Source organism: Chelatococcus sp. XZ-Ab1, assembly GCF_029309855.1.
Lineage (GTDB): Bacteria > Pseudomonadota > Alphaproteobacteria > Rhizobiales > Beijerinckiaceae > Chelatococcus_A > Chelatococcus_A sambhunathii.
In genome coordinates this window covers 132255-148235 of sequence record NZ_JARKII010000007.1, presented here as the reverse complement: position 1 = coordinate 148235, position 15981 = coordinate 132255, and the positions used below count along the sequence as shown (strand labels likewise).

The following is a 15981-nucleotide window of genomic DNA, read 5'->3' as shown; positions in this document are numbered from 1 at the left end:
TGACGGGGCGCCCATCCGCGACCGCTGCTCCGCCCCGCCGCAAACAGACAGGAGAGAGAAGCGATGGCTTCCACTTTCGAGACCGTCGCCGGCATCATCTCGGAGACGTGCGACATCCCCCGCGAACAGATCACGCCCGAGAGCCACGCGATCGACGATCTCGGTGTCGACTCGCTCGCCTTTCTCGACATCGCCTTCGCCATCGACAAGGCCTTCGGCATCAAGCTGCCGCTCGAGACGTGGACGCAGGAAGTCAACGAAGGCAAGGTGCCCGCCGAGGAATATTTCGTGCTCAAGAACCTGTGCGCACGTATCGACGAGCTCGTCGCCGCCAAGGCCTGACGCACGCCTGAAAACGTCTTTTCACCGGCGGTGCGGCCTTTCACCGCGGCGTCGGGCCGGCAGATCCCGAAGAGCCCATGCGCCTCGAATACTTCCAGATGATCGACCGTGTCGCCCTCTTCGAGGAGGCGGGCGAGCGGCTCGAAGCCCATTCGACGGTGCCGATGGCAAGCCCCGTCTTCGAGGGGCATTTTCCGGATCACCCGCTGATGCCGGGTGTGCTCCTCACCGAGACCATGGCGCAGGCCTCGGGCTATCTCATCCTGGCGCTGACGCGCTTCACGCATATGCCCTTCCTCGCCGGCGTCGAGAAGGCGAAGTTCCGTTCGTTCGTCGGGCCGGGCGCGCCGCTCGTCATCGAGGCCAGACGCATCCACCAGGGTTCCGGCTACGCCGTGACCAGAGCGAAGATTTCGAGCGCCGGCAAAGGCATCTGCGACGCCGAGCTCATGTTCCGCATGCTGCCCTTCCCTGCGGGGCTGTCGGACCGCATGCGGGAACAGGCCCTTGGACTCGGCCTTGCGCTCGACGCGCCCGTCCCGGAGGCATGACATGACGCGCGAGGTCTTCATCACCGGCATCGGCATCGTCTCCAATCTCGGCGAAGGCATCGAGGCGCATCTCGCCGCCGTCGATGCCGGCCGCCCGGGGACCGTCGAGGCCGAGCGCTTCAAGCCGCATCTGGTGCATCCGGTCGTGCCGCTCGAATGGGAGCGGCAGATCCCGAAGAAGTCCGACCAGCGGCAGATGGAAGTCTGGCAGAAGCTCGGCGTCTATGCGGCGGGGCTCGCCCTGGACGATGCCGGCATCAAGGAGGACAAGGCGCTCCTCGGCAAGCTCCACCTCGTCTGCGCGGCCGGCGGCGGCGAGCGCGACTATCAGGTGGACGGCCAGGTGCTCACCGGCCTGCCCGAGGCGGCCGATCCTGGCGCCTTTCTTAACGAGCGGCTGATGAGCGATCTCCGGCCCACGCTCTTCCTCGCCCAGCTGTCAAACCTCCTCGCCGGCAACATCTCCATCGTGCACGGGGTGACCGGCGCAACGCGCACCTTCATGGGCGAGGAGCAAGCCGGCGTCGATGCCTTGCGGATCGCCAAGGCGCGCATCGCCGCGAACCAGGGCGACATCTTCCTCGTCGGCGGCTCCTACAATGCCGAGCGGCCGGACGTGCTGCTCGTCTACGAGATGGCCGGCCTCCTGTGGAAGGGTCATTTCGCCAGCGTCTGGGAGCGCGGTGAGAAGGGCGGTTTCATCCCCGGCAGCGGCGCAGCCTTCCTCGTGCTTGAGGCGCGCGACCATGCCGAAGCGCGCGGGGCAACGGCCATCGCCCGGCTTGCGCATGTGGGCGCCGATCAGGCGCGCCGCGTGCCCGGCGCGGCGGGCGAGGCGCTCGACGGCCTGTTCGAAAGGGCCGGCGGCTTCGACGCGGCGAGCGGCCTCGTCGTCTCGGGCGCCACCGGCGTCGCCGGCATCACGGCGGAAGAGAAGGCGGTGCTCGACCGGCGCACCGACGGCACGCGGCGCATCGCCACGGGCGACCTCTTCGGCAACATGCTGGAGCCGCAGTTCCCCGCCGGCGTCGCGCTGGCAGCGGCCCTCGTCAGGCGCGGCGACGCGCGGCAGGCGGCGGTGACGAGCATCGGACATGCCCGAGGCGAGGGCCTCGCCCTCATCGAGCGCATCTGAGCGGAGGCAGAAATGGCCACGCCCCACAGGGACAAGCATGGGCGCCCCCTCGTCGTCGTGACGGGCATGGGAGTCGTCACCTCGCTCGGCGAGGGCAAAACCGACAACTGGACGGCCCTGACGGCCGGGCGTTCAGGCATCCACCGCATCAACCGGTTCGCCATCGACAACCTGCGCACGACGATCGCCGGCACCGTCGATTTCGTGGCTGCCGAACCGTTCTGCGCGCCGGCGCTGTCGGAGCAACTCGCCCTGCGCGCCGCCAAGGAAGCGGTCGCGCAAGCGGACATCGGCCGACCCGGCGATTTTCCCGGCGCCCTGTTCATGGCCGTCCCCCCCGTGGAGATGGAATGGCCGCAGCGCGAGGCGCTGGCGCAGGCTGGCAAACGCAATGGCGAGACCAGTTACGGCACGCTTCTGGCGGGCGCCGAGACAGGCCGTTTCAAAGCCTGGCACGAACTGTTCCTCTTCGGCACGGTGGCAGCTCGCATCCAGGACCGCTTCGGCACCAAGGGCTCGCCCGTCTCGCTGTCGACCGCCTGCTCGTCGGGTGCCACCGCCATCCAGCTCGGCGTCGAGGCGATCCGCCGCAGCGAGGTTTCGGCGGCGCTCGCCATCGGCACTGACGGCTCGGTGAACCCGGAATCGCTCATCCGCTTCTCGCTGCTGTCGGCGCTTTCGACGCAGAACGACCCGCCGGAGGAGGCCGCCAAGCCGTTCTCCAAGAACCGCGACGGCTTCGTCATGGGCGAGGGCGCGGCGGCACTGGTGCTGGAGGACTATGACCACGCGCTCGCGCGCGGGGCGACGATCCTCGGCTTCGTCCTCGGCTGCGGCGAGAAGGGCGACGGCTTTCACCGCACGCGCTCGAGCCCGGACGGGGCGCCCGCCATCGCCGCCATGCGTGAAGCCATCGCGGACGCGGGGCTGACGCCGGACGACATCGACTATATCAACGCGCATGGCACGTCGACGCCGGAGAACGACAAGATGGAATCGATGGGCTGCCTCGCCGTCATGGGTGAGCGCATGCGCGAGGTGCCGATCTCGTCCAACAAGTCGATGATCGGCCACACGCTGACGGCGGCCGGCGCCATCGAGGCGGTGTTCTCGCTCCTGACCATCGGCGAGGGGCGCATTCCGCCCACCATCAACTACAAGGTGCCCGACCCGACGATCCCGCTCGACGTGGTGCCGAACGTGGCGCGGGACGCAAGGGTCGGCCGCGTGCTCTCCAACTCCTTCGGCTTCGGCGGGCAGAACACCTGCCTCGTCTTCGCGGCGGAACCGGCATGAGCGGCGAACCCGCAAGGCGCGTTCTCGTCACCGGCGGCGCCAAGGGCGTCGGCGGGGCCATCGTGCGCGCGCTCGTGGCGCAGGGCTTCGACGTCGATTTCACCTACCGGGCTTCGGCCGAGGCGGCAGAGGCCCTCGCCGGGGAGCTCGAACAAGCCCATCCCGGCCGCTCGGTGCGGGCGCTCGCGCTTGACCTCGCCGACCGGGCGGCGCTCGACGCCTTCTGCGCGGCCGTCGAGGAGACGGCCTACTTCGGCCTCGTGCACAATGCCGGCCAGTCCTACGACGCGCTCGCGGCCATGATGGCGCAGGACAAGGCGGAAGCGGCGATGCAGGTCAATTTCTGGTCGCTGACCCAGATCGCCAAGGGCCTGATGCGCACCATGCTGCGTGCGCGGGCCGGGCGCATCGTCGTCATCGGCTCCGTGGCGGCCCTGCAGGGCAACCCGGGCAATGCCGCCTATGCCGCCTCCAAGGGCGCGCTCCTCAGCTACATCCGCACGCTCGCCGTGGAAACCGCCAAGCGCGGCGTCACCGTCAACTACGTGGCGCCGGGCTTCATCGACACGGACATGATGGCGCCCTACGCCGCCTATCGCGCCAATATGGAAAAGCAGATCCCGACCGGCCGCTTCGCCCGGCCGGAGGAGGTCGCGGGCCTCGTCGCCTTTCTTTTCTCGGAACCGGCAGGCTATATCACGGGGGCGGTCCTGCCGATCGACGGCGGGCTCACCGCGCAGATCGGCGTGCACCGCTGAGGCGGCACGCCCCAGACCAGAATTTCGAAGAGACGGCGAGGCTCATGCGCGCATTAAGGCTCCACGGCGACCGCGACCTGAGGCTGGAGGAGATGGAGAACCCGCCCCATCCCGGCCCCGGCGAGGTGCAGGTCCGCGTCCATGCCGTCGGGCTCAACCACATTGACGTGTGGGGTTTCCGCGGCATGGCCTTCGCCAAGCGCAAGATGCCGCTCGTCGTCGGAGCCGAGGCCGCCGGCGCAGTCGTCGCCATCGGCGAGGACGTGACGCATGTCGACGTCGGCGACAAGGTCGCCCTGTACGGCGCGCGCACCTGCGGTATCTGCCGGGCCTGTGTCGAGGGCCGCGACAACCTGTGCGAGAACGTCGGCGGCATCATGGGCTTCCATGTCGACGGCTTTGCCTGCGATTTCGTCAACATGCCGCAGCGGCTTGTGGTGAAAGTGCCGGACGAGGTCTCGTTTGAGGACGCGGCCTGCGCGCCGATCGCCTTCGGCACCGTGCAGCACATGCTGTTCGACAATGCGCGGCTGGAGCCGGGCGAGAGCGTGCTGGTGCACGCCGGCGGCTCGGGCATCGGCACCGCCGCCATCAAGATGGCGAAGGCCATCGGCTGCACGGTCTACACCACCGTCGGCGACGACGAGAAGGGCGAGAAGGCGAAGGCGCTCGGGGCCGATCACGTCATCAACTACCGCAACGAGCGCTTCGAGGGCGAGGTCAGGCGCCTCACCAAGCGCAAGGGCGTCGACGTCGTCTTCGAGCATGTGGGCGCGGACACGTGGAACGGCTCGCTGCTCTGCCTCAAGCGCGGCGGCCGGCTCGTCACCTGCGGCTCAACCTCGGGCGTGTCGACGACCATGAACCTGATGCAGCTCTTCCAGCAGCAGTATCGCATCTTCGGGTCCTTCGGCTGCTCGATGCGCAACATCCGCGAATCGCTCGACAAAATGGCGTCGGGCCTCACGCCGGTGATCGACACCGTCTTCCCGCTCGAGCATTTCGCACAGGGGCTGGAGCGGCTCGAGAGCCGCAAGGTCTTCGGCAAGATCCTGGTGCGCTTCTGACGATGTGGCCGAAAGCGCGGCGCATGGCATCGATCCGGTTGAGGGCAGGCGAAGGGGCTGGCGCGTGAGGCCGGCTTCAACGCTCAAGCGCGCTGGGCTCGCCGTCGCCGAGGTCGTGATGGTGGGCCTCGTGCGGGCCGTCTTCGGCGTCCTGCGCCTCCTCGGGCCCGAGCGGGCGAGCAATCTCGGCGGCGCCGTCGCCCGAACCATTGGTCCTCTCCTGCCCGTGCACCGCATCGGGCTTGCCAATGCGCGCGCGGCCTTTCCTGAAAAGAGCGAACACGAAATCCGCGCCATCGTGCGCGGTGCATGGGAGAATCTCGGCCGTACGGGCGCCGAATATGCCCATCTCGACGTCCTCTTCGACTACGACCATTTCAACCCGAAGGCCGACGCCCGGGTGGAGGTGGACGGCATCGAGCATTTCGAGGCCCTGCGCGACGACGGCAAGCCGGGCATCATCTTCTCCGCCCATCTTGCCAACTGGGAGCTGCCGGCCATCTGCGCCGCCCGCTATGGGCTCGACGCGACGGCGGTCTTCCGCGCCCCCAACACGCCGGCTGTCGCGCGCGTGGTGCACGAGGTACGCAGCGGCACCATGGGCGGGCTCGAGGCGGCGCGGCAGGGGGCGGCCTTCGCCATGCAGAGCGTGCTCGAGCGCGGCGGCCATCTCGGCATGCTGATTGACCAGCACTTCACCCGCGGCGTCACGGTGCCCTTCTTCGGCCGCCCGGCCAAGACCAACCCGATCCTCGCCAAGTTCGCCAGGCGCTTCGACTGCCCGGTGCATGGCGTGCGGGTGATCCGCCTCCCCGGCCTGCGCTTTCGCCTGGAGCTGACACCGCCCATCGATCTGCCGCGCGACGCCAAAGGCGAAATCGACGTCGAGGGCGCCATGGCCGTCATGACGGCGGTGGTCGAAGGCTGGGTGCGGGAGCACCCGGAGCAGTGGCTGTGGATGCACAGGCGCTGGCGGGTTCCGGCGCGATGATGCCCAGCGTCGCCCATGATCAAGGCAAAGTGACTTTCGCGACGGCACGGCTTGCGCTTCATTGTGACCCTTCGGAAAAGGGATCGGTGTTCATGAAGCGCTGGGCCGCCAGCCTCGTCCTCGCAACCATGGTTCTCGCGGCCGTCAGCTGGGAGCGTGCCCGGGCCGAGCAGGCGATCCATAGTGTAGTCGAGCTGTTCACCAGCCAGGGCTGCTCCTCGTGCCCGCCGGCCGATGCACTGCTTGGCGAACTCGCGGGTGAGCCGGGTGTCGTTGCCCTGACGCTGCCGGTGGATTACTGGGACTATCTCGGCTGGAAGGACACGCTCGCAAGCGCGTCCTACACTGCGCGGCAGCGCGGCTATGCAGAACAGCGGGGCGACCGGCAGGTCTATACACCGCAAATGGTCATCGACGGGCTGCGCCATGCCATCGGCTCGGACCGCAAGGCAGTCGAGGCCGCGCTCGCTGCCGAGAAACAGGCCGGCGCCATGAGCGTGCCGCTCACCCTCTCGTCGGATGGGGCGACGGTGCACGTCTCCGTGGCAGCGGCGCCCCAAGGGATTAATGATGTCGTACAGGCTGGCGCCGCGGCAGCTGACGACGAGGCAGAGAAGGGCCCGCCGAAGGGCGTGCTGTGGCTGATGCCGGTGAAGCGCCGGGAGCGCGTGAAGATTGGCCGCGGCGAGAACACCGGCCGGCAGGTGATCTATACCAACGTGGTGCGCGGCATCATGAAGGTGGGCAAGTGGTATGGGCGCGAGGCCACCTTCATGCTGCCGCAGGACATCGCCCGCCCGGACGGATGCGACGGCTACGTGCTCATCCTGCAGCGCGGCACCGGCAAGGTGCCGGGGCCGATCCTCGGCGCGGCCAAGAGCCCGGGCCTGTGACTGCGGCGTCCGTCAGTATCCAGCCGCGAGCGTGCCGCGCTGGCGTGTGTCGGACGCCCCGGCGAGCCCCTCCGGCGTGACCATGATAGAATTGGCCGAGCCCGAGGTGGTGCCGACAGTGATCTTCTGGCCGCGTGCGGCGAGGATCTTGAGCGTGTCGGGAGAAAGGCCGCCCTCGGCGAGCAACCGGTCTGGCTGCCACTGGTGATGGATGCGCGGTGCGACCACCGCCTCGGCGATGTTCATGCCAAAGTCGACCACATTGACGATCACCTGCAGCACCGTGGTGATGATGCGGCTGCCCCCCGGGCTGCCGGTGACGAGCACGAGCTTGCCGTCCTTGAACAGGAAGGTTGGCGTCATCGAGGAGAGCGGGCGCGCACCCGGCGCGACGCTGTTCGTCTCGCCGCCGACGAGACCGTAGGCGTTCAGCGCCCCGACCTTGGCGGCAAAATCGTCCATCTCGTTGTTCATCAGCACGCCGGTGCCGGCGGCGACGAAGGCGGCGCCATAGGAGAAGTTGAGGGTATAGGTGTTGGCGACCGCATTGCCGTCCTTGTCGACCACCGAGAAATGCGTCGTCTGGTCGCTTTCGTGCGGCAGGGGATCACCGGCCTTGACCTCCTCGGCGCGGCGGGCGCGGTCCTTGTCGAGCGCGACGCGCAGGCTGTCGGCATAGAGCTTCGAGGTGAGGCCCCGGAGCGGCACGTCGACGCGGTCGGGATCGCCGAGCCAGGCCGCCCGGTCGGCATAGGCCGGCTTCATCGCCTCGGCCATGACGTGCAGCGCGTCGGCACTGCCGGCGCCCATCGCAGCAAGATCGAAGCCCTCGAGGATGTTGAGGATCTGGACGAGATGCACGCCACCCGAGCTCGGCGGCGGCATCGACACCACCTCGTGGCCGCGATAGGTGCCACGCACGGGCTTGCGCTCGATGACGCGATAGCGGGCGAGATCCTCCACCGTCATGACGCCGCCCGCGGCCTTGACGGAGGCGGCGATCTTCTCGGCCACGGGGCCGCGGTAGAAGGCATCCGGCCCTCCGTTGGCAATGGCTGCGAGCGTGTCGGCGAGGTCGCGCTGCACGAGGCGCTCACCTCTCTGGAAGGGGCGCCCGTCCTTCAGGAAGATGGCGGCCGTCGCCGGGTCGCGACCGAGACGGGCCGAAGCCTGCGGCAGCGAATCGGCAAGGTCGTCCTCTACCGCGATGCCCTCGCGCGCCAGGCGCTCGGCCGGGGCGACGAGATCGACCAGGGTGAACTTGCCCGAGCCATATTTCTCGAGCGCGTGGGCTAGGCCCATGACTGTGCCCGGCACGCCGACGGCAAGGCCCGAATCGCGCGACTTCTTCGGGTCCGGCTCGCCCTTCTCGTCGAGGAACATGTCGCGGTGCGCGGCCGCGGGCGCGCTTTCGCGATAGTCGATAGCGACGGTCTCGTTGCGCTCGGCGAGATGGACCAGCATGAAGCCGCCGCCGCCAAGATTGCCGGCCCGCGGCAGCGTCACGGCGAGCGCGAAGCCGACCGCGACCGCCGCGTCGACAGCGTTGCCGCCCTTGCGCAGCACCTCGACGCCGACGCGCGTCGCCTCGGCCTCCTGCGAGGAGACCATGCCGTTCGGCGCGATGACCGGCAGCAGCCGCGCCTGGCCGGAGATGATGGGCTGGCCGGCCGGAGGCGCCACCGGCTGCTGGGCGAGGGCGAGCGGGGCGGCAACAGCGATGGAAACGGCGGCAAGAAGCGCCTGGAGCGGCCGGATGGAGCGGAATGACGTCATGGATCTCCTCCACATGCGAAAGTGGAGGTTAGCGTCTTGTCCGCATGCTGATAAACATGCCGCATGCGGCGCGCGCAGCGGAAAATTGCAGCCGCTGTCCCTACGAGGTTTTGCATGACGTTCCTGCCAGAGCCTGCCGTCCTCATCGCCTATTCGCTGGCCTGTTTCGTGCTGTTCGTCACGCCGGGGCCGGACATGAGCCTTTTCCTTGCCAAGACGATGGCCGAGGGGCGGCGTTCGGGCATCGCGGCCATGCTCGGCGCGCTCACCGGCTGCTGCGTGCACACGCTGCTTGCCGCTCTCGGCGTCTCAGCCCTTCTCGCGGCCTCGGCGACTGCCTTCACCATCCTCAAGGTGGTCGGCGCCCTTTATCTGCTCTGGCTCGCCGTGGATGCCGTCCGCAACGGCTCGGCCCTCAACGTCAAGGCGGGCGCGCGCCCGCCGGCCTCCTTCGCACGCACCTTCCTCCTCGGCATCGGCGTCAATCTCACCAATCCGAAGATCGTGCTGTTCTTCGTGACCTTCCTGCCCCAGTTCGTTGCGGCCAGCGACCCGCACGCCTCGGCCAAGCTTATCTTTCTCGGCCTCTACTTTATCGCCTTCTCGCTGCCGCTCGCCGTGCTGCTCATCCTGGCGGCGGACAAGGTGGTCCGCGCTCTCAAGGGCCGCCCGCGCATCATGCGGGGGCTCGACTTCGCCTTCGCCGGTCTCTTTGGCGCCTTCGCCCTGAAGATCCTCGCGACCCAGGGCCGCTGACAGACGGCGCCGACGGTTCAGCCGTTGCGCGGCGGATCGAACGTCTCGACCATACGCGGCTGCGGCCCGAGAAAGGCGAGCGCCACCCAGCGGCCGGGAACGCGGCTGATCGACAGGTTGTAGCTGCGGGCGAGTCTCACGAAATCGCTGCGGGCGACCACAATGCGGTTCTCGCGCGTTTCCAGCGCATCGAGCACCCGCCGGATCTCGGGGTTGGAGCGCCGGTCGGGATAGAGGTTCATGAGATCCATGACCTTGCCGAGCGCCCGGGAGAGGTCGTCCTGCGTCTCCATGAACCTCCGGAAGCGTGCGGGATCCGTCGGCGCCTCCGGCCGGGGCCGCAGGGCAAGGACCGCGGCCTGCGCCTCGCGCAGCCGCTCGACGAGCGGGCCCTGTGTGGTGTTGACCGTTTCCACCATGGCGATGATTTCGGGCACCATGTCGGCACGGGCGCGGAACTGCTCTTCCACCTCGCGCCAGGCCTCGCGGGCCGCCGCACCATAATGCGGCGCATTGTTGGCGCTGACAGCCACCCAGGCAGCGGCCGCCACAATCACGGCCAGGCCGGCAACGAGCGCGAGTCGCCGCGAGATCATCGATTGAACTCCTTCATGAAACGCGCTGGCCTCATGCCGCAGGCTCGCTGCGCTCGATGCCCGCGGTGCGGCCGGCAATGAGCCAATAGACGAGCCCCGACAACGAACCGGTGAGAAACAGAAGCAAGGTGATGCGCAATTCGCCCTCGCCGGCCCGGCCGGCGCCGGCGGCCCACGGCATGGCGGCGCTGATGAGGCCGCTCGCCCCGCCGTACCAGACGAAAGAGCGCCAGCCGCCGATCTCGCCGGCCGCAGCCGCGACCGCCGGAGGCAGGACGAGCACCATGAGCGCCATCGTCCACAGCGCGGCACCGATGGCGAGCGCCGCCACATCCGGCGCGCCCTCGCTCATGATGGCGTCGAACAGTGCGAAGAAGCCGGCAAAGCCGAGGCCGGCGATGAGCTCGTGCATGGCGGGCTCGCCGAGGCTGGCGACGACAAAGAAGATGAAGCCGGCCGTGATGGCTGCCCCGAGCGCGAAAGCGACGACAGCGAGCCGGACGAGAAAGCGCATGAGGGGCCTTTATTCGGCGGCGGAGAACATGCCCTCGGCGCCGATACCGGATTCGAGCATCAGGCGGGCGCGGGCCCTCAGCTTTTCCGTCTCGCTCTTCAGCTGGCCGCAGGCCGCCAGGATGTCGCGGCCGCGCGGCGTGCGCACGGGGCTCGCATAGCCGGCATCGAACACGATCTGCGAGAACCGCTCGATCGTCTCCCAGTCGGAGCATTCATACTGGCTGCCCGGCCAGGGATTGAACGGGATGAGGTTGATCTTGGCCGGAATCCCCTTGAGCAGGCGCACGAGAGCCCGGGCGTCCGCCTCGCTGTCGTTGACGCCCTTCAGCATCACATATTCAAAGGTGATGCGCTTGGCGTTGGAAACGCCGGGATAGGTGCGGCAGGCCTCGAGCAGCGTGGCGATCGGGTATTTCTTGTTGAGCGGCACCAGCACGTCGCGCAGGTCGTCGCGCACGGCGTGCAGGGAGATGGCCAGCATGCAGCCGATCTCCTCGCCGGCACGGGCGATCATCGGCACGACACCGGAGGTCGACAGCGTGATGCGGCGGCGGCCGATGCCGAGGCCCTCATTGTCACAGACGACGTCCATCGCCGCCTTTACGTGGTCGAAGTTGTAGAGCGGCTCGCCCATGCCCATGAGGACGATGTTGGTGACGAAGCGCCCGCCGTCGCTCGGCACGAAGGCGCCCTCGGGCGGGTTCTCGTCCGGCCAGTCGCCGAGCCGGTCGCGTGCCACCATCACCTGGGCGACGATCTCGGCAGAGGTGAGGTTGCGGACGAGCTTCTGCGTGCCGGTGTGGCAGAAGGAGCAATTGAGCGTGCAGCCGACCTGGCTCGACACGCAGAGCGTGCCGCGGTCGACCTCGGGAATGTAGACGCACTCGATCTCGGCGCCCTTGTCGAAGGGGCTGGTCGAGGGCATGCGCATGAGCCATTTGCGCGTGCCGTCGCGCGAGACCTGCTCAGTGACTACCTCAGGCCGCGCCAGCGTATAGGCCTCGGCGAGCCGCGCGCGCAGGCCCTTGCCGATGGTCGTCATGACGTCGAAGTCGCGGGCACCGCGCAGGTAGATCCAGTGCCACAACTGGCCGACGCGCATGCGCAGCTCGCGCGCTGGGATGTCGAGCGCGGCGAGGCTGTCGCGCAGTTCCTGGCGAGTCATGCCCACGAGCGAGGGCTTGACGGGCATCGCCACGGGGCGCGGTTGTGAAGGGGCGCGGAGCGCCGCCTCCTGCGAGGGCACTTGCATGGGTCCGGTCCAAAACAGAAAGTCCCGGCGCTATAACACGCCGGGGCCGTCATCGTCACCTCATGCCGGCAACGAGGCCGATAACCCGATGCGGGGCCGACCCGTCCAGAGGCGTTTCATCGCAGCCGTTCGGCTGGAGCCGCTCATTTGCACTCGTCGTTCACTCGTTTCAGCGCCTGCGTGAAGCCCTGGAGCGAGTATTCGTCCGTCAGCTTGTTGCCGCGGCGCGATTCCACGTTGATGACCAGCTTGGCGCCACGCTGGAAGGACGTGATCACCTGGCTCTCCTGCGCCGGGTCCTTGACCCATGCATTCTCGCCCTTCGTAACAAGTGCAAAGGCCGTATCGCCCACAGTCGCGCGGGCATCGACATTCTCGCGCGTGGGGAAGCCCATGACGAAGCTGACCTCGTTGCGCACGTTCTCGGCTGGCCGCTTCGAGACGAAGAGATAGGCGGGATCACGGTTGAGGCCGGCCGGCAGGCGCTGCTTCGGCTGCGTCATGGCGTAGCAGACGCGCGCATTGCCTTGACCGGTGGCATAGGCGCCCCAGTCGCCGTAGGTGGCAAGCAGCGTCGCCTGGCCGCCGGCCGCACCCTGCGCCGCCGCCGGCTGGCTCGCAACCAGGGCGGCAACGGCTGCGCCGATCACGAAAAGGCCCGCGCCGGGCCGCGCCGAAAATCCTCGAATCATCAGAGCGTCACACTCCCTCGTTCGAGTGGAACACATCCCGCCCGGCGCCTCGTAGGCGTCCGGAAGGGGGCGAAATTATGATCGCGCCGGCCGGCATCGGTCCCGGTGCGCAGCCGTTCATGAAGCCGAAACGTTAATCGAATTTTATTGAGAGATTATTTCCCGCGCCCGGCGCCTGTGATCATCGGTGATGGCGCCCGCCGCCATGGCGATCGCGGCAGCAAGCACCGCCATGTCGTCAGTGAAGCCCAAGAGCGGGAGGAAATCGGCCACGGCATCGGTCGGCAGGATGAAGTAGCCGAGCGCGCCGAGCAAGGTGAGCTTGACGCGGCGCGGTGTCGCCGGGTCGATCGCGCAGAAGTAGACGGCGACGAGATCCTCGGCGAAGGGAGTATTTGCGGCGACACGACGCAGAGCTTTCCAGAAACGGCGCGTCACGCTCTCCTCGTCGCGCACCGCTCGCCTTATGGCCCGCATCTCCTCGCGCGTCAGCGGGCGCGCGATCGTCTCGTCCATTCCCTGCCTCCTTTAAGGGCGACAGTCGCATCGCCCACCATCGATTCTGGTGCCGCAAGACCAAGGCCAGAAGATGGTTTGCGGAAGCTGGCCGCGCAAGGTTTCGCGACCGCTTCACCATCGGCATTGGCACCGGCGCACCGCCGGCACCGTTTGCGCCGGGCTGCAGGTGCGCTAAACCCCTGAGGAAGCATCGGAACACCGACAGTAGTGCCGGCAAGAGAACATGAGGGAGGAGAAGGCATGAAGCTCGACGCATCGACCGCCGCCGTGGTCACCGGCGGGGCCTCCGGCCTCGGCGAGGCCACCGGGCGCATGCTGGCCGCAGCCGGCGTGAAGGTGGCGATCCTCGACCTGAACGAGGAGCGGGGGCGGGCCGTGGCAGCGGAGATCGGCGGGCTCTTCGTGCGCACCGACGTGGCCGACGAGGCGTCCGTCGATGGCGCGCTCGCAGCGGCGAAAGCCGCGCACGGGCCTGCACGGATCGTGGTCAACTGTGCCGGCATTGCTCCCGGCAAGCGAACCGTGGCGAAGAAGCGCGACACCGGGGAGTTCGTCGCTCACGATGTTGCGAGCTTCGCCCGCACGGTGGCCATCAACCTCGTCGGCACCTTCACTGTGACGGCCAAGGCGGCCGCCAACATGGCAAGCCTCGCGCCCGTCACCCCCGACGGCGGACGCGGCGTCATCGTCTGCACGGCCTCGGTCGCGGCGACCGACGGACAGATCGGCCAGGCAGCCTATGCGGCCTCAAAGGCCGGCGTGATGGGCATGACGCTGCCGGTGGCACGCGATCTTTCAACGCTCGGCATCCGCGTCATGACGATCATGCCTGGGCTGTTCGAGACGCCGATGTTCGCCTCCGTCCCCGAGGACTACCGCAAGGCGCTCGAGGCAAGCGTGCCCTTCCCCTCGCGGCTGGGCAAGGCGGAGGAATATGCCGCGCTTGTGCGCGCCATCATTGAGAACGACATGCTCAACGGCTCGGCCATCCGCCTCGACGGAGCGATCCGCCTCGCCCCAAAATAGCCGTGCTCCCGCGGGCGGCCAATTGCTGCCTCAATGACACGGTCTGTTGCGCGCGTCGGTCGATCGGACGAATCCATCCCCCGTTGACCGGCCGCGCCAAAGCAGGAGACGGCATGACGGGAAACGGCATCATACGCGGCAGGCACGGGGTCCTGTGAGCACGACCCTCGCTTCGCCGCGCGGCAGTGCCTGTGACGTCCTCGGAGCGTCGCAACGTTTCATCGATCTGCTGCCGGTCGCCATTTACGTCTGCGACAGGGACGGCTGCATCGTGCGCCACAACCGCTCCGCGGCGGCGCTGTGGGGGCGCGAGCCGTCGCCGCAAGACCGTTTCTGCGGTTCCCTCGCCCTTCGCGCGCCCGATGGCACTCCCATCGCCCATGCCCATTGTCCGATGGCCAATGCATTGAGGACCGGCCGGGCCGTGAGCGACGCCGAGGTGCTTATCGACCGCCCGGACGGTGAGACGCTTTTCGTCCTCGTCAACATAGAACCGATCCGCGATGCCTCCGGCGCTGTCGTCGGCGCGGTCAACTGTTTCCGCGACATCACCGAACAGCGGCGAATGCACGAGCGGCAGGAACTGCTGTTGCGCGAGATGGACCACCGCGTCAAGAACCTCTTCGCGCTGGCGAGTGGCATCGTCGGTCTCAGCGCCCGGGGCGCCACGACCCCGCAGGAAACCGCCGAGGCGGCCCGTCGTCGGCTTGAAGCGCTGGCGCGGGCCCACACGCTGACGCTGCCGGGCACCGGCCTCAGCGGCGAAGAGACGCGCAGCGCGACCCTTGCCGCCCTTGTCGACACCATCGTCTCGCCCTTCGTCGACCCACGGGCCGAAGAGCCACGGATCGTCGTCGACGGACCAGAGGTCATCCTGGGCGGCGGCGGGCTGACCAGCTTCGCCCTGTTGCTGCACGAATTCGCCACCAACGCCGCCAAATACGGTGCTCTGTCGTCGTTCGGCGGGCGCGTCATCATCTCCTGGCGCACCGACGCGGACACTCTGCATCTCGCCTGGCGCGAGGTGGGAGGCCCCGCCCCGTCGGGCGGCGAGGCGGCCGGCGAAGGCTTCGGCAGCGTGCTGGCCCGCAGCGCCGTGCGCAGCCAGCTGGGCGGCTCCCTCGCGCGCGAGTGGCGGCCGGACGGACTCGTCGTGACACTGACGGCCCGGCTCGACCGCCTCGCCTGATCAGGCGCCAGCTGCCGCGCGACGGCCCGACATGTAGGGGTGGCGCGCGAGTGCATAGGCCGCTTCGACAATGTAGGGGCCGCCGCCCACCGAGGCGCGCGAAGAGAACAGCACGAAGCGGTCGGCGGTGAAGGTGAGCGGCCGGAAGGCGCCTTGCCCGGCAAAATAATCCGCCACATCGAGCGGCGAAGCATCGCGCAGCCGCGCCAGGGTGACGTGCGGCGTGAACTTGCGCGGCTCAGGCGGCAGGCCGGCGCGGCGCACGCAGCGCTCGTGATCGGCCTGCAACTCGGTCAGCGCGGGGTTCGGCCGCACGCGCGCGAAGATCGTCCGTGGCCGGCTGCCGCCGAAGGAATCGAGCATGTCGAGCGTCACCGTGACCGGCGGCCGGTCGATATCGGCAAGGGAATCGTAGATGTCCGCCGCCGTGGTGGCATCAACGTCACCAATGAAGCGCAGCGTGATGTGATAATTCTCAACATCGATCCAGCGCGCGCCATAGAGACCGCCGCGGTAGCGCGCGAGCGCTTCGGCTATGTCGGCGGGAACTTCGAGGCCGGTGAACAGACGAGGCATGGCCATCCTCCCTCGTTCCAGAGGCTTCGCGGCACCGGCAGCCGTCACGG

18 protein-coding genes are annotated in these 15981 nt (G+C 68.3%); 11 read left to right on the top strand and 7 right to left on the bottom strand.

Features of this window, described 5'->3' with window-relative positions:
* Positions 1-63: 63 nt before the first annotated feature.
* The 8 genes from P2T65_RS12180 to P2T65_RS12145 all read left to right on the top strand — a co-directional run bounded on the left by P2T65_RS12180 (position 64) and on the right by P2T65_RS12145 (position 7033).
* Positions 64-342, top strand: coding sequence for an acyl carrier protein (locus P2T65_RS12180; protein ID WP_019400864.1), 279 nt, complete (start codon positions 64-66; stop codon positions 340-342).
* Between the two features lie 77 nt (positions 343-419).
* Positions 420-893 carry a 3-hydroxyacyl-ACP dehydratase FabZ family protein gene (locus P2T65_RS12175; RefSeq protein ID WP_055459791.1) on the top strand — a complete coding sequence of 158 codons (474 nt, stop codon included), beginning with the start codon at positions 420-422 and terminating at the stop codon, positions 891-893.
* Between the two features lies 1 nt (position 894).
* Entirely contained in the window at positions 895-2028 is a 1134-nt protein-coding gene (locus tag P2T65_RS12170; RefSeq protein ID WP_276199865.1) for a beta-ketoacyl-ACP synthase, read from the top strand.
* A gap of 12 nt (positions 2029-2040) precedes the next feature.
* Entirely contained in the window at positions 2041-3324 is a 1284-nt protein-coding gene (locus P2T65_RS12165; RefSeq protein ID WP_055459793.1) for a beta-ketoacyl-ACP synthase, read from the top strand.
* Positions 3321-4082: an SDR family oxidoreductase gene (locus P2T65_RS12160; protein ID WP_055459794.1), complete on the top strand. Its 762-nt coding sequence runs from the start codon at positions 3321-3323 to the stop codon at positions 4080-4082. The genes P2T65_RS12165 and P2T65_RS12160 overlap by 4 nt, the downstream gene beginning before the upstream one ends.
* Before the next feature lie 44 nt (positions 4083-4126).
* Positions 4127-5149, top strand: coding sequence for a zinc-binding dehydrogenase (locus P2T65_RS12155; protein WP_055459795.1), 1023 nt, complete (start codon positions 4127-4129; stop codon positions 5147-5149).
* Positions 5150-5213: 64 nt separating this feature from the next.
* Positions 5214-6140 carry a lipid A biosynthesis lauroyl acyltransferase gene (locus P2T65_RS12150; protein WP_276199864.1) on the top strand — a complete coding sequence of 309 codons (927 nt, stop codon included), beginning with the start codon at positions 5214-5216 and terminating at the stop codon, positions 6138-6140.
* Between the two features lie 92 nt (positions 6141-6232).
* Positions 6233-7033 (top strand): DUF1223 domain-containing protein, encoded by an 801-nt coding sequence (locus P2T65_RS12145; RefSeq protein ID WP_055459919.1) that lies wholly within the window; start codon positions 6233-6235, stop codon positions 7031-7033.
* 12 nt (positions 7034-7045) lie between these two features.
* Here the strand turns inward: P2T65_RS12145 and ggt are convergent, their stop codons facing one another.
* Positions 7046-8809 (bottom strand): gamma-glutamyltransferase, encoded by a 1764-nt coding sequence (ggt, locus tag P2T65_RS12140; protein ID WP_276199863.1) that lies wholly within the window; start codon positions 8807-8809, stop codon positions 7046-7048.
* 114 nt (positions 8810-8923) lie between these two features.
* Between ggt and P2T65_RS12135 the strand changes: the two genes are divergently transcribed.
* Positions 8924-9565, top strand: a complete 642-nt coding sequence (locus tag P2T65_RS12135) for a LysE family translocator (RefSeq protein ID WP_055459797.1) — start codon at positions 8924-8926, stop codon at positions 9563-9565.
* A gap of 17 nt (positions 9566-9582) precedes the next feature.
* Here the strand turns inward: P2T65_RS12135 and P2T65_RS12130 are convergent, their stop codons facing one another.
* The 5 genes from P2T65_RS12130 to P2T65_RS12110 form a co-directional block, all read right to left on the bottom strand.
* Positions 9583-10161: a LemA family protein gene (locus tag P2T65_RS12130; RefSeq protein ID WP_276199862.1), complete on the bottom strand. Its 579-nt coding sequence runs from the start codon at positions 10159-10161 to the stop codon at positions 9583-9585.
* Between the two features lie 31 nt (positions 10162-10192).
* On the bottom strand, positions 10193-10675 hold the full coding sequence (locus tag P2T65_RS12125) for a hypothetical protein (protein ID WP_276199861.1): 483 nt from the start codon (positions 10673-10675) through the stop codon (positions 10193-10195).
* A gap of 9 nt (positions 10676-10684) precedes the next feature.
* On the bottom strand, positions 10685-11929 hold the full coding sequence (gene rlmN, locus P2T65_RS12120; protein ID WP_063188137.1) for a 23S rRNA (adenine(2503)-C(2))-methyltransferase RlmN: 1245 nt from the start codon (positions 11927-11929) through the stop codon (positions 10685-10687).
* Between the two features lie 143 nt (positions 11930-12072).
* A complete protein-coding gene (locus P2T65_RS12115; protein ID WP_072249502.1) occupies positions 12073-12621 on the bottom strand; it encodes an invasion associated locus B family protein in 549 nt (182 codons plus the stop codon).
* 144 nt (positions 12622-12765) lie between these two features.
* A complete protein-coding gene (locus P2T65_RS12110) occupies positions 12766-13098 on the bottom strand; it encodes a YkvA family protein (RefSeq protein ID WP_055459921.1) in 333 nt (110 codons plus the stop codon).
* A 282-nt stretch (positions 13099-13380) separates the two neighbouring features.
* On the opposite strand from P2T65_RS12110, the gene P2T65_RS12105 reads away from it, so the two are divergent.
* The gene (locus P2T65_RS12105) at positions 13381-14166 is read left to right on the top strand and encodes an SDR family NAD(P)-dependent oxidoreductase (protein WP_276199860.1); all 786 of its coding nucleotides are present in this window, start codon (positions 13381-13383) and stop codon (positions 14164-14166) included.
* Positions 14167-14320: 154 nt separating this feature from the next.
* Positions 14321-15355, top strand: coding sequence for an HWE histidine kinase domain-containing protein (locus tag P2T65_RS12100; RefSeq protein ID WP_276199859.1), 1035 nt, complete (start codon positions 14321-14323; stop codon positions 15353-15355).
* On the opposite strand, the gene thpR is transcribed toward P2T65_RS12100, so the two are convergent.
* Positions 15356-15931 (bottom strand): RNA 2',3'-cyclic phosphodiesterase, encoded by a 576-nt coding sequence (thpR, locus tag P2T65_RS12095; protein WP_063188333.1) that lies wholly within the window; start codon positions 15929-15931, stop codon positions 15356-15358. It abuts the gene before it with no gap.
* Positions 15932-15981 lie beyond the last annotated feature (50 nt).